Origin of the sequence: Segetibacter aerophilus, assembly GCF_007991655.1 — a bacterium.
GTDB lineage: Bacteria > Bacteroidota > Bacteroidia > Chitinophagales > Chitinophagaceae > Segetibacter > Segetibacter aerophilus.
This window is the reverse complement of record NZ_BJYT01000008.1, coordinates 203,315-216,261: the sequence shown is the minus strand read 5'-3', so window position 1 is coordinate 216,261 and position 12,947 is coordinate 203,315. Positions and strand designations below refer to the sequence as shown.

The 12,947-nt window shown below is 40.1% G+C and carries 11 protein-coding genes; 3 read left to right on the top strand and 8 right to left on the bottom strand.

Annotated features, from left to right (window positions below):
* Positions 1-122: 122 nt before the first annotated feature.
* Positions 123-503, bottom strand: a complete 381-nt coding sequence (locus SAE01_RS12415) for a type II toxin-antitoxin system VapC family toxin (protein ID WP_147204084.1) — start codon at positions 501-503, stop codon at positions 123-125.
* The gene (locus SAE01_RS12410; protein WP_147204083.1) at positions 485-715 is read right to left on the bottom strand and encodes a hypothetical protein; all 231 of its coding nucleotides are present in this window, start codon (positions 713-715) and stop codon (positions 485-487) included. Before SAE01_RS12410 ends, SAE01_RS12415 begins: the two co-directional genes overlap by 19 nt.
* 117 nt (positions 716-832) lie before the next feature.
* Between SAE01_RS12410 and SAE01_RS12405 the strand changes: the two genes are divergently transcribed.
* Entirely contained in the window at positions 833-1,741 is a 909-nt protein-coding gene (locus SAE01_RS12405) for a S66 peptidase family protein (protein ID WP_147204082.1), read from the top strand.
* A 93-nt stretch (positions 1,742-1,834) separates the two neighbouring features.
* On the opposite strand, the gene SAE01_RS12400 is transcribed toward SAE01_RS12405, so the two are convergent.
* The 6 genes from SAE01_RS12400 to SAE01_RS12375 form a co-directional block, all read right to left on the bottom strand.
* Positions 1,835-2,842, bottom strand: coding sequence for a vWA domain-containing protein (locus tag SAE01_RS12400; protein WP_147204081.1), 1,008 nt, complete (start codon positions 2,840-2,842; stop codon positions 1,835-1,837).
* Positions 2,842-3,774, bottom strand: a complete 933-nt coding sequence (locus SAE01_RS12395; protein ID WP_147204080.1) for a protein BatD — start codon at positions 3,772-3,774, stop codon at positions 2,842-2,844. The genes SAE01_RS12400 and SAE01_RS12395 overlap by 1 nt, the downstream gene beginning before the upstream one ends.
* Positions 3,775-4,641 (bottom strand): DUF58 domain-containing protein, encoded by an 867-nt coding sequence (locus SAE01_RS12390; protein WP_147204079.1) that lies wholly within the window; start codon positions 4,639-4,641, stop codon positions 3,775-3,777.
* A 46-nt stretch (positions 4,642-4,687) separates the two neighbouring features.
* The gene (locus SAE01_RS12385) at positions 4,688-5,056 is read right to left on the bottom strand and encodes a four helix bundle protein (RefSeq protein WP_147204078.1); all 369 of its coding nucleotides are present in this window, start codon (positions 5,054-5,056) and stop codon (positions 4,688-4,690) included.
* A 91-nt stretch (positions 5,057-5,147) separates the two neighbouring features.
* Positions 5,148-6,146 carry an AAA family ATPase gene (locus SAE01_RS12380; RefSeq protein WP_147204077.1) on the bottom strand — a complete coding sequence of 333 codons (999 nt, stop codon included), beginning with the start codon at positions 6,144-6,146 and terminating at the stop codon, positions 5,148-5,150.
* A gap of 267 nt (positions 6,147-6,413) precedes the next feature.
* On the bottom strand, positions 6,414-8,645 hold the full coding sequence (locus tag SAE01_RS12375) for a transferrin receptor-like dimerization domain-containing protein (protein WP_246113229.1): 2,232 nt from the start codon (positions 8,643-8,645) through the stop codon (positions 6,414-6,416).
* Between the two features lie 265 nt (positions 8,646-8,910).
* Between SAE01_RS12375 and SAE01_RS12370 the strand changes: the two genes are divergently transcribed.
* Both SAE01_RS12370 and SAE01_RS12365 read left to right on the top strand, forming a co-directional pair.
* Positions 8,911-9,930 (top strand): aldo/keto reductase, encoded by a 1,020-nt coding sequence (locus SAE01_RS12370; RefSeq protein ID WP_147204075.1) that lies wholly within the window; start codon positions 8,911-8,913, stop codon positions 9,928-9,930.
* Positions 9,931-10,094: 164 nt separating this feature from the next.
* Positions 10,095-12,854, top strand: coding sequence for a hypothetical protein (locus SAE01_RS12365; RefSeq protein ID WP_147204074.1), 2,760 nt, complete (start codon positions 10,095-10,097; stop codon positions 12,852-12,854).
* The last annotated feature ends 93 nt before the right edge of the window (positions 12,855-12,947 follow it).

The window sequence follows — 12,947 nt, the reverse complement described above, 5'->3', positions numbered from 1 at the left end:
CGTTGCGTCGCACACTTTTACTATAAATTAAGTTGGAACAAGACGTAATAACAAAGGGCTGCAAAAATAACCAATAAGCAGCTAAGGGGAAAATGTAGTTGCTATTGAAAGCTTGGAGGATATTATACCAAATAAGGGTTGAATATTTTAAGTTCCAGTACTCGGTCAAAATCTTTTACGTTTCTCGTATATAAATCTAGTCTATTCAGTAATGCAGTTGCTGCAACAATTGCATCCCCTAATTTTAGCCTGTATTTTTTTCTTATTTCTATAGTCTTTTCAACTACAGGCTCGGAGAGATTGATGACAGTGCAACTAGAGATAAAACCTAAAAGCATATCGGTATCATTATCGGTTGCATTGGGCCAGCACAAGAGCTCAATCCTGGTAACAATAGAAATATTAACTTCCATTGCCTCTATTAATTGTGACGCACTCGGTGGAAGTAGCTGTGCGAGATAATCAATAGCTGTATTTGTATCTATTAAATTTCCCTTCCCCATTCTTTCCGGATTTGTTGAGCGAACTCTTGCATTTCCAAAGCTTTTTCTTTTGAAAACATCCCTTTATACCTTTTAATTTCACCTTTTTTGCTGCCAACTTCATCAACATCGTCCTCAGAAAATAGTATAACTTCTACTTTTTTTCCGATATAATTGTCTGGTACAACTACAGAAATTTTATTTGAATCAGGAATTATTTGTGTCCGAATCATGCTGTTCATTTAAATACTAAAGCTAAGACTAAATTCTACGGTTAAGGTTAACTCAATAAAAAGACGACGGAAACTTCGGTCTTTTTTGCCTGTAAATTTTTATCGTAACATTGCTCAATGGCAACAATTCCTCCATACTTAAAGAAAGGCGATACAATTGGTATTGTTTGTCCCGCAGGCTATATGCCTGTTGAAAAGATCCAAACCTGCATGGCGGTTTTGATGGAATGGGGTTACAAAGTAAAAGCCGGAAACACGATTGGGAGTCAGTTCAATTATTTTTCAGGCACAGATGAACAACGGCTCCACGATCTACAACAAATGATGGACGATGACTCTGTTAACGCCATTTTGTGTGCCCGCGGAGGATATGGGGTGGGAAGAATCATAGACGGATTGAATTTTAAAAAGTTTACGAAAAAACCGAAGTGGATAATCGGCTTTAGTGATATTACTGTCTTGCATTCACATGTTTACAATCGCTACAAAATTGCAAGTTTGCATGCTCCAATGGCTGCAGCTTTTAATGATAATGAGCACAAAAACGAATTTGTCCAATCTTTGAAACTTGTCCTGGAAGGCAAGAAACAAAAGTATACCTGTGCAATCAATCCTTATAATAACACTGGCACTGCATTAGGAAAATTAGTTGGAGGAAATCTATCGCTGTTAAGTCATCTTGTAGGAACTCCGTCTGATATAAACACTGATAATAAAATACTTTTTATAGAAGAAGTAGGCGAATACATTTATAACATCGACAGAATGTTGTACCAGTTAAAAAGAAGCCGAAAATTGTCTAAACTAGCAGGTTTGATAATAGGAGGTTTTACTGAAACAAAGGATACGACAATACCTTTTGGAAAAGAGGTGTACGAAGTCATTTACGAAGTAGTTAAGGAGTACGATTACCCAATTTGTTTCCAGTTCCCGGTAGGGCACATGAAGGAAAATTATGCGCTTAAAGTTGGGGTGGATTATAAACTCCACGTGGGCAAGAAAAAAGTGGAGCTGGTTGAAAAATAGGCTGCCTGCTGAACAAAGAAATACCTGTACAAGTGAGTGACACAACAATGGTCATTTATAGCCCAAAGCTTGTCTACAGATAGTTGTCGCGAACTAAGGGAACTTTTTAAAGACAGTGTAACGCAGCACCGCCTCAATCACAAGAAAAACAAAGGCAATTACCAGCCAAGGCAGAAACTCTTCGGTAAAGCGGTCGTAAGAAGTTATCTCAACCTTCGTCTTTTCCAATTTATTAATACTGGCGTAAATATTTTTCAGTGCATTCTGATCCACTGCATGAAAATATTGGCCTCCTGTTTCAACAGCAATATTCTTTAGCAAGCCTTCGTTGAATTCGAGCTTCTTTCGATTATTCATCTTTCCATAAGGAGTCTGCACCTGCTCGTCTATTTCCTTTTCAGACCCTACTCCGATTGTATATACTTTAATTCCGTACAACTTGGCCATTTCCTTTGCAATGTCGGGAGGTATTAGCCCACCAAAATCGACACCGTCGGTTAGCAATATGACAATCTTACTTTTAGTTTTTTGATTTTTTAAACGGTCTACACTAGTGGCCAGACCAGATCCAATTGATGTGCCTTCTTCTTCAAGATAACCGCTATGAATATTAGCTATCTGAGATAAGATGGCTGTCTTGTCGGTGGTGATGGGGCAAAGGGTAAAACTCTGCCTGCTAAAAATAACGACGCCAATACGATCGCCCGTGCGCTCATTTACAAACGACTGCGCTACCTCCTTTGAGGCTTCAAGACGATTGGGAGTAAAATCTTTTTCTGTCATGCTCCCGCTGATATCAAAGCACAGCACTATGTCTATGCCCTCGCCTTCGGTTTGCTGTTCGCTAAACTTGTGCTGCGGACGTGCAAGAGCAACAATCAGGCAAGCCAAAGCAATACATCGTAAAACAAAAGGAAAGTTTTGAAGCCATGTTTTAGAACTGCGGATATCGGAAAGGAAATGGGTAGTGGTCACCAACATCGATCCCTGCCGCTTCTTGACATTGCCATAATACCAAATTGCAATAATTGGAATTATAAAAAGCAAACTCAAGGCTTCGGAATTGTGAAAGGTGATATTTTGAAACCACTGGTAAAGCATCAGGCCGGATTGGGTTGATAGTTTGAATGAATAGGTGAATGTAAAAGGGAGACTTTCTGCAGCATCGTTTTTATTATTTCAACAGAAGTTTCATTGTCTCTTGAATGCGGCAGGTACTTGGCAAACTTCACCGTATCTGCTAACCGAAGCACCTGGAAAAAAGAAGTCTTCGTTTCATTATCTACAGAGAGTGGCTGGAGTGTCATCATCCATTCGTCGGTAGTTTGCTGTAGCGATTGCTGCTGTAGCTGCCGGTTAAAAAAAGTCCGGGTTATATCGGTGAGCGAAGAGTAATATTTTTTAACCTCGGCAGGAGTACTAAGATTTTGACCCTTCAGCTTGTTCAATTCCGCAAGTGCCCAGTCTAAGGGTGAGAGGCTACCTTTTGCCGGGCGCCTTCCAACAAAAACCTTCCTCTTTTTAATAAACAGCCAATAGAGGATGAATAAAGAAAGAAGAGTAATAGCGGCGATGATTCCAATAATCAGGGGATCATTCTCCTGCTTTACTTCTTCAATGTCTTTGATGTCATTATAGTCTTCCATCTTAGAGACGTCGACGGGTAATACATCAATGGCGATAGGAGGAGTGGGCTGCGAAATGCCCGACGCAAACAAAGAGGGAAATTGCCACCTTCCACTGTCGAAAGATGTTATTGTAATGACCTGGTAATAGTCGGTGGAACTGCCGTTTAAAACTGTATCAATCTTGCCTCTCTTAACAATTTCGAAATGATTAAGACTGTCAGGGAAGCTAAACCATTTCAGCCCTGCCCTACCCCCTTGAATAGCGAGCTTAAGGCGGATTTGCTCCCCAATGAAAATCTTATTCCGATCAACCCCTGCTTTAACTGTTTGAGAAAACAGGTTAGAGGTTACAGATGATAACACTATTAAAATAACGAGACCTATATATAATTTCCGTTTATTCACTTATGCCCTTCTGATAAAAAATTGTTGTAAAAGTTTTACATAATCCTGTCCTGTAGTAACCTGCAATAAATCAGCGCCGGCTTTTCTAAACGAATTTTTGGCGTCGTCCAATACCTTCTGAAACTGTTGGCTGTACTTAAATCTTGTATAGGGATCGTTGGTATTCAGCAGCACCATATTTCCTGTTTCCGCGTCTCTCAAATTCATCAACCCCACTTGTGGCAACTGCTCATCACGCTTATCATATACCTGCACACCAATTACATCGTGTCGTTTTGCAGCCACGCGAAGGGTGTCGTGATAACCGGCATCTGCAAAATCGCTAAGCACAAAAACAATGCTTTTATGCCTGGTGGTTGCATTCAAAAATTGAAGTGCTTTTAGAACATCGGTTTGAGACGACCTCGATTTGAAAGTCAACATCTCGCGAACCATATACAACACGTGATCACGACCCTTTTTGGCAGGAATAAATTTCTCAACATGATCGCTAAAAAAGATAAGACCAACTTTATCGTTGTTGCTAATAGCGGAGAAAGCAAGTACGGCACACATCTCTGTCATCAGGTCTTTTTTACTTTGTCTGAAGGTTCCAAACAAACTGCTGGCGCTAATGTCTATTAACAAGTAAACGGATAGCTCTCTTTCTTCCTCGAAAATCTTGCTGAATGTATGTCCCATTCTTGCCGAAACATTCCAATCAATAAACCGTGGATCATCCCCAGCTTCATACTCCCGCACTTCTTTAAAAGACATACCCCTTCCCTTAAAAGCAGTATGATACTCACCTGTAAAAAGATGGTTAGTCAGCTTCTTGCTTTTAATTTCTAGCTCACGTACTTTCTTAAGAATGTCGGCGGTGGTCATAGTTTAAGTTGACGGTTGGTAGATGACTGTTGACAGAGATCAAACCTTATTTTAGTTCTGTTCTTATTTCATATGAATTTATTAGCCCATTAAGTATTCTTATTTCTTCGTCAATAATACTTTCAAATGCTCTAAATTTTTCCTCCTGAATTATCTCTACCATAACTGCTATATTTAAAAGTGTTTCGACCTCATATAAAGAACCTCTTGCAATATGCAAAAACTGTATTGTATCCTTTTTATAATTTCTGCCAATACCCTCCGCAATATTTGCTGCAATAGAAACTACCGCTCTCTTCGTTTGTGATGTAAGTGCAAAAAGTTCTTCTTTAGGATAAGACTTACAAACGAAGTAGACCTCCTTTATCAGAAGCATTGCTTTTTTCCAAGCCTCTAATTTTTTGTAAGAAGTCATAATAGCTCTAGTTTAGGTGATAAGGACAAAAGACAGTTGTAAATTTCAAAGTTCCTTCCGTCATCTGTCATCCGTGAACTGTCAACTTACCTTAAGGAACTGCAATAGCATTCAAAATATCATCGACTATTTTTTCAGAAGTAATATTTTCTGCCTCAGCCTCGTAAGTCAGACCAATTCGATGGCGCATCACGTCTTTGCAAATTGCCTTTATATCATCAGGAATAACGTAACCTCTCTTATTCATAAATGCATGTGCCTTTGCCGCCAATGCAAGATTAATGCTTGCACGTGGCGAGCCACCATAACTAATCAATGGCTTCAAACGATCTAACCTGTATTGCTCGGGATAGCGGGTAGCAAATACGATGTCTAGTATGTACTGCTCCACTTTCTCGTCCATGTAAACCTGTCTTACAAGACTTCTTGCTTGTAAGATTTCGAATGTGCTTACGACGGGGTTTACAACCGGCAAGTCAGCACCCTGCACTTGCTGCCGTATAATCATTTGCTCCTCGTTTCTACCCGGGTAGCCGACCACAACTTTAAGCATGAACCTGTCAACCTGGGCTTCAGGAAGCGAGTAGGTACCCTCCTGCTCTATAGGGTTTTGTGTGGCCAATACAAGAAACGGCTCCTCCAATTTGTGCGTCTCATCTCCGATGGTCACCTGCTTTTCCTGCATTGCTTCCAGCAATGCGCTCTGAACTTTTGCAGGGGCACGGTTGATCTCATCTGCTAATATGAAATTGGCAAAAATGGGTCCTTTTCTAATTACGAACTCGTGCCTTTGCTGGTTGTATATCATGGTACCAATAACATCAGCAGGCAACAGATCGGGTGTAAACTGTATCCGGCTAAACTTTGCCTGTATAGCTTGCGCAAGTGATTTTATCGTTAAAGTTTTTGCCAGACCAGGTACACCTTCCAGCAGCACATGACCGTTGCTAAGTAAGCCAATCATCAACCTGTCAACCATGTACAACTGGCCAACTACTACTTTTGCCAGCTCAGTTCTAAGCCTGTCGATAAATACTGCCGCTTGTTGGATTCGTTCATTTAGTAACCTGATATCTTCAGCCGTTTGCATTTCAATGTTTTAAGTGGTGAAATTAGAACTAATGTTATAACCAATCATTATAACTAAGGCCATGATCTCTCACGGCCCCATACTTACTGTTTTTAGAAAAGCAATGTAAAATCATTAAAAGTGTTTGCCGCCTTACTACTTACCTATTCGAATTATTTTTTGCGGTACTTGCCATCAACAATAAACATTCCAAAACTTTCCTATTCTTCTTAATAAAATGTTTGCATGGTACCTTTAAAACTTGCTGCTCTTCAAATTGCAAATATCCTACCTCATAATAATGGATAAGTATGCAGCTAACTTGGTAATCGCTTCCGCGCTCAATCCTATTTGTTCCTGTGCTTCTTTCCAGTCTCTTTGTTCAATTGCTTCGCGTATTCCCGGCATTGTCTTAACGCCATACCCTGTATAAAAACCGGGAGCATAGATGGCATGCCTGTACCAATTTCTCCGGGGCAACCCGTTCTTCAATAATAATTGTTGCTCTGCCTGGTACAATTGCTTGTTCAATGCGTCATGGTTTCCACCTGCAGCATTTGCCTTTTTTATAACTCCCACTAAACTGTCTGTACTTTTCTGCAAGGTTACCAACGCATTTTGCAGAGGAGAAAAATCGATATATGGAACCTCATCTTTTGCCTTTGGAGCGATAAAAGTTTTGGATGGATCTGATGCAAGTACATATTTGCTTTGACTCAAAAGCTTGTTTTCGATGGCGGTATTATCACGCATGGTTTCAGTCAAAGTTTGAAGCTCCGTTGTATAATTTTGCAGGGTTTTATACAAATCAGTAAAATCAAACGGAAGTAATTCTGACTCCGACATACGCAGAGCTACATGTCCTGCTGTTTGAGCAAGGGCAACTCCGTAAGCAAACGTTGGGTCTTTAAAGCGCTTATACAAATCATAAGAATCATAAATAGAATGATATTCGCCACCCGGACCTTCACCACCATAACCAAGGTTTAAAGCAGGGATTCCTAAATGTTGCAAAAAGGTTGAAAAATCAGAGCCACTACCAAGGGCATCTAACTCCATTGTAGTTTCAGCCAACACATCCTTCTTTGCTTTAGTGCCTGCTGCCGATACCACTTCCCTTGCCTTATGCCTGTCGTATACACTTACTTTTGTTTGCGGATCTGTAATGCCTTTTGCCACTTCATCCATCATCTTAGTTAATGCATGTGAGCCTCCGGCTTCAAGAAAACCTCTTTCATTACCGTCACTATTAATATATACAACACACTTTTGCTGCAGCTCAGCACCATGATCTTCTGCCCATTCTGTTGAACCAAGTAGTCCAGGCTCTTCTCCGTCCCATGCGCAATACACAAGTGTGCGTGTTGGTTTCCATCCGCCTTTTACCATCGCGCCTATACTTTTGGCTTCTTCCAACATGGCAGCAAGACCACTGACGGGGTCGCCTGCACCATTCACCCAGGCATCGTGATGGTTTCCTCTTATCACCCATTCATCGGGTAGTTTGCTTCCCTTTATCATTCCTATCACATCGTAACAAGGAACCATCTTCCAGTCAAACGCAACTTTTAAATGCACTTTTGTTTTACCGGGACCAATATGATAAGTGAAAGGCAATGCACCACGCCAATCAGGGGGAGCAACGGGGCCTTCAAGTGCTTTAAGCAAAGGCTCAGCATCGTGGTAACTTATGGGTAAGACAGGAATCTTCAACAAATTAGGAGCTTCATTATGACTTGCAATCCTTGTGGCACTTTGGGTGGCACCAACTCCTGGCGTCAAAGGATCGCCGGGATAAATAACCATATCCATTACACTTCCCCGTTGTGCACCATATTCATTTTTAAAAGCCCCTTTCGGATATACGTCGCCCTGGAAATACCCATCTTCTTTTGGATCAGAATAAATTATACAACCTATTGCTCCATGCTCCTGTGCAACTTTTGGTTTTATCCCGCGCCAGCTTCTTCCGTACTTTGCAATAACGATTTTACCTTTTACGTCGATGCCTAATTTCTCCAGTTCTTCATAATCCTGCGGTAATCCATAGTTCACAAAAACAAGATCACCCTTAACATCGCCGTCAGCACTCCACGCATTATAAACGGGTAACTGTCCTTGTTGGCCCGATGTAGCGTCTTCTTTTAATAATGGCTCCTTTAAAAGGGCTTTAAAGGTTGTTGGTCCGGTCATTTCCAGCACTCGTGTTATCGGAGTAGGAAACAATACGGTATAGGTTTCTATCCTTGTATCAAAGCCGTAGCTCTTTAACTTGTTTTCTATCAGGGTTGCATATTCCTTGCTTCCTGCCGAACTTATATGATGGGGTTTTGCAGAAAACGTTTTTATCGCAGCCCCTATATTTTGTGCATCCAATTGCTGGTCGAAGCGGCTTTCCAACTGCTTTTGAGTGCCTGAGGTAATAGTAGTGAAACCCGTGATTGTCTCTGTTTGAGCATGTGCCCGAAGCGGCAAAAAGAACAACCCCGTAATGACAATTTTCGTAAACGTTTTTCTCATACGCATGATTGAAGCCGGCAATTTAAGAAAGAGATTTTTATGTAGCAGGCTTTTGTTTTTCAATTGATCTTTTCTTGCGTCGCACACTTGTACAGTTTATTTACAAGCAGCAGGTGCGTTTTCAAATCCGATACAGTTATTGCACCCAACTTTTGTAGACCCCTATTGTTGAAGTAGTTGAAGGCAACCCTAACTTCCACACCTTTTGGTTAGCCTGATATTTGTGCAATAAGCATTCAATTAAATCATTTTAAAAATTAGCTAAATGAAATATAAGATTTTGGGAAATACTGGCTTAAAAGTTTCAGAGCTCTGCCTCGGCACCATGACGTTTGGTGGTAAAGGATATTGGACGGCAATTGGCCAACTTGCCCAGGAACCGGTTGATGAATTGGTAAAACGGTCGGTAGATGCGGGCATCAATTTCATAGATACCGCTAATGTGTACTCCGAAGGTTTATCTGAAGAGATGACCGGCAGAGCAATTAAAAACCTGGGACTAAACAGGGACGACCTTGTAATCGCAACAAAGGTCAGAGGTAAAATGGGTGAAGGACCTAACAATTCAGGCCTCACCAGAAAACATATTGTACAGCAAGCAGAGGAAAGTCTTAAACGTCTGAACATAGAGTATATTGATCTGTACCAGATACACGGTTACGATCCACTGACACCGCTTGAAGAAACGCTTTGGGCCTTGGACGATCTTGTCAAAAGCGGGAAGGTGAGGTACATCGGTTGCAGCAATCTCGCTGCATGGCAACTTATGAAGGCGCTGTCTTATTCGACCTATAACAAAGTGGCGAAATTTGTTTCATTGCAAGCTTACTACACCATTGCAGGCCGTGATCTTGAACGCGAGCTTAGACCATTGTTACAAGATCAAAAAGTTGGCCTTATGGTGTGGAGCCCTTTAGCCGGAGGATTACTAAGCGGCAAATATGGTCGCAACATGCAAGGGCCGGAAGATAGCAGACGCATTAGTTTTGATTTTCCACCGGTAAATAAAGAAAAGGCATTTGACATTATTGACGTGATGCAGCCCATCGCACAGGAAAAAGGAATTTCAGTTGCGCAACTAGCATTGGCATGGCTGCTACATCAGCCGGCTGTAACGAGTGTTATCATAGGCGCGAAAAAACCTGAGCAACTTGAAGACAACCTGAAGGCAGTCGATGTACAGCTTAATGCGGAAGAGCTGGAAAAATTAAACGACGTAAGTAAGCTGCAGCCCGAGTATCCCGGCTGGATGCTTGAAAGGCAAGGCCAGGATAGAAAAGCGTAATAACGCGTTCATTTGTTACAGATAATTATAAGAAAGCCGGCACTCATTGTTGCCGGCTCTCTTATTTAAATAAAGTAGCTATAATTAACACTTTAGTTCATTTAATATTTTTATTACATTAGTAAACCGTTGGCCAACTACTTGCTTAACCCGAAAAAAACTCTATGAGAAAACTTGTAATACTGTTTGTAATAACATGTATTAGTAACCTCGCTATTTCCCAAAATGCTTTTTATAACGCTAAAGAACTTGCACAACTAAGTCTTGACTCAAGCATTAGAAATACAGAAAGAATAGTAGCTATCCTGGTAAATTATCTTTCCGAAAATGAAGCCAGGGAGTTCGCGGCGGATCCCGGAAGAGAAAAACTGAGAAATTACTTTAAGGAAGACCCTGCCATCATTCAACTGATCGATCAGCTTAAAGTACCTGACATTAGTTGCGATTCTATCTTAAAAGCAAATCTTAAGTGGGAAGACAAGTCCTATGTCAAAATTTATCAGTTTAAAAAGTTAATAGACACTGTGATGGCCGATGTAGTTTTTTCGCAGCTTAAGCTGCTTGATACGTTAAGTAAGTCGGAAAAGCTAATGAATGATCACAGGTTGAAAATTCAAAGCTGGTACAAAGGATATATAGATAGCACGAGAATTTTTACAGACACCGAAAGCATCAAACCGATTTATATAGACGTACAAAATAAGCTGTTGGAATTAAAGGGACAAAAGGAGAATATAAAAAATGTTTTTTGCGAGCAAATTGTTATTGAATATAAAAATCTGCCACCAGCTAAACGGGACGGAAAATTGAAAATCCCAGAGCCCACCGGTGACATCCACTTCAAAGAATATAAAATAGTTTTAAAACAATTAAATACTTCAGCAGAAGCAATTAAAGCAGAAAATCAACAAGCATCTGCTCCAGGTTTAAGCATGCCTACCCAAACCCAAATGGTTGATGCAGTGGCTATTTATCTTGCCAATAGAGTAAAATACGAAACAGCTATTACCTTCCTTGAGTATATAAAAAAGGCATTGAAAACAGATTCTACTTTATTAAACCTTTTTCCGGAAACACTGCGGCTGTTTACAACCTACAACAGTTACGAAATGCCAAATTTTGGAAATGTGTGGCAGCAGGCGTTTGCTGAGGATTTTATCATGATACCTCAACGCATTGCTTCTTTTAAGAATACTGATAATTATTTTTACCGTAAGTATAAGAACAGTCCGACTTTCAATTTCATTCGGGAGGCAATAGAACTACCAGTACTTGCAGCACAAAAAGGGAATATTATAGATATTGTTGAACTACTAAATGAAAGATACAAAGACACACTACCTGAGCATCTTTCAGTTTTCAATAAATTTATCCGATTATTTCATCTTATAAACGACGAATTTTACTCAATCGACAGGGACAAATTTTGGGTAAGTTATATTGATCTAAACAAACTAACGCCCCAACAATTTCGAATCTTATCAGGTTTGCTTTTTAAAAAATACAAGGACCAGATCTTTTCGTTTTTAAACATTTCTCAGGGTAATTGGGACCGGGTTGACTCAGCGGCGGTAAATCAGAGAGAATTTAAAAAGTGGCTGGGAGATGCATTTTATGTACTAAACCAATTTCAAACGAATCAACAAGCTTTAAATGATTTTGTAAAATCAGGTAACGTGCCAAAAAGTAATGCGAATTTCTGGCGTTTCTTACCTGAGCTTTATAAAACCCTTGTTTCGGATTACCAGGATAAATCTATCTTCAGAAAAACCGGTCCTTTTACGGTTACGAACAGGGGAGTTGAAACCTATAAAGAATTGTCTGATGTCTTTGAAGCGCTCGAAGGAAAAGATTACTCGGTAGCTTTTGACCGAACGCTGCATATTCTTGAAAAGCTAATGTCAGAAACACGTTTGAAAGAAGAGAAAGCGCTGTTTGCCTATGTTCAAAGTCGATACAAGTATAAATACAAAAAAAGAACCGAATGGGAAGCCGTTGTAAATGGCAACCAGGATGTTGTAAAAGAAGCATCTTTAAAATTCATAGAGACTGTTACAAGTTTTAATACCTATAGCTCAAGTAAAACTCATGCTGACAGTGTAAGGTGGTATAGCAAGTATGAGTTAAACCGCGACAGCTTTTTTAACAGCATAGCGCGCGGGGAGTTGAAAAAGTACCTTTCACCAAACATCACCGATGGTAGCAGGTTGGATAGATTTGTTAAAGACAATGCGCTAAAAATAACCGACTTTAATAATCTTGCAGAATCAAACAATTTCAATACCATAACCCGTACTGTTTCATTTATTAGTGATGTAAGGCGGGCGCCAGATAGCAAAACATTAAGTCAGGTAATATCATCCTACGCTTCTCCCCCCGTGTCTTACAAGCAGAAAAGAAGCAGTAACTTTTCTATTGATTTAAATGCCTTTGTAGGAATCTACGGAGGGTATGAAGGACAGCTGAAACAATCTGCTTTCAATCTAAAGCAATATTCTGATTTTGCTTTTTCTGCCGGAGTTTCGGCTCCAATTGGAGTGTCTTGTAGCTGGGGCTATAGCAAGCCTGCTAAAAATATCACTGGCAATAGCTTCCTTACCAAAAAGGGAAGTTTTAAAAGCCTTAAGGAAAATAATTTTAGTATTACGATTTCAATAATAGATATCGGTGCGCCTGTCTCTTACCGACTAAGTAAAGGATCAGCAGGAGCGTTGCCAAACAACGTGACCTTTGGTCAACTAATAAGCCCTGGTCTTTTTGCACAATGGGGTATTAGAAACACTCCTCTTTGCTTTTCAGCTGGTGTCCAATACACGCCAGAGTTAAGGACTTTTGATGCCGCAAAACAGAAACAGGAAACCGCATTTTCATTAAGAGCAGGGATGTTTTTTGACTTACCATTAATGAATATCATACGGCATTAGATATAAATCAAAGAAACTGATATTACGAATTACTTGCTTTTTGGCTTATCGGCATTAAGAAAGTCTTTTCATTTGAATAAACAACAGTTTCAC

Coding starts and splice junctions, on each gene's coding strand:
- SAE01_RS12370 (WP_147204075.1), top strand. CDS start 8,911: ATGAAATATAAGATTTTGGGAAATACTGGCTTAAAAGTTTCAGAGCTC.
- SAE01_RS12380 (WP_147204077.1), bottom strand. CDS start 6,146: ATGCAAACGGCTGAAGATATCAGGTTACTAAATGAACGAATCCAACAA.
- SAE01_RS12365 (WP_147204074.1), top strand. CDS start 10,095: ATGAGAAAACTTGTAATACTGTTTGTAATAACATGTATTAGTAACCTC.
- SAE01_RS12410 (WP_147204083.1), bottom strand. CDS start 715: ATGATTCGGACACAAATAATTCCTGATTCAAATAAAATTTCTGTAGTT.
- SAE01_RS12415 (WP_147204084.1), bottom strand. CDS start 503: ATGGGGAAGGGAAATTTAATAGATACAAATACAGCTATTGATTATCTC.
- SAE01_RS12400 (WP_147204081.1), bottom strand. CDS start 2,842: ATGCTTTACCAGTGGTTTCAAAATATCACCTTTCACAATTCCGAAGCC.
- SAE01_RS12405 (WP_147204082.1), top strand. CDS start 833: ATGGCAACAATTCCTCCATACTTAAAGAAAGGCGATACAATTGGTATT.
- SAE01_RS12390 (WP_147204079.1), bottom strand. CDS start 4,641: ATGACCACCGCCGACATTCTTAAGAAAGTACGTGAGCTAGAAATTAAA.
- SAE01_RS12385 (WP_147204078.1), bottom strand. CDS start 5,056: ATGACTTCTTACAAAAAATTAGAGGCTTGGAAAAAAGCAATGCTTCTG.
- SAE01_RS12375 (WP_246113229.1), bottom strand. CDS start 8,645: ATGAGAAAAACGTTTACGAAAATTGTCATTACGGGGTTGTTCTTTTTG.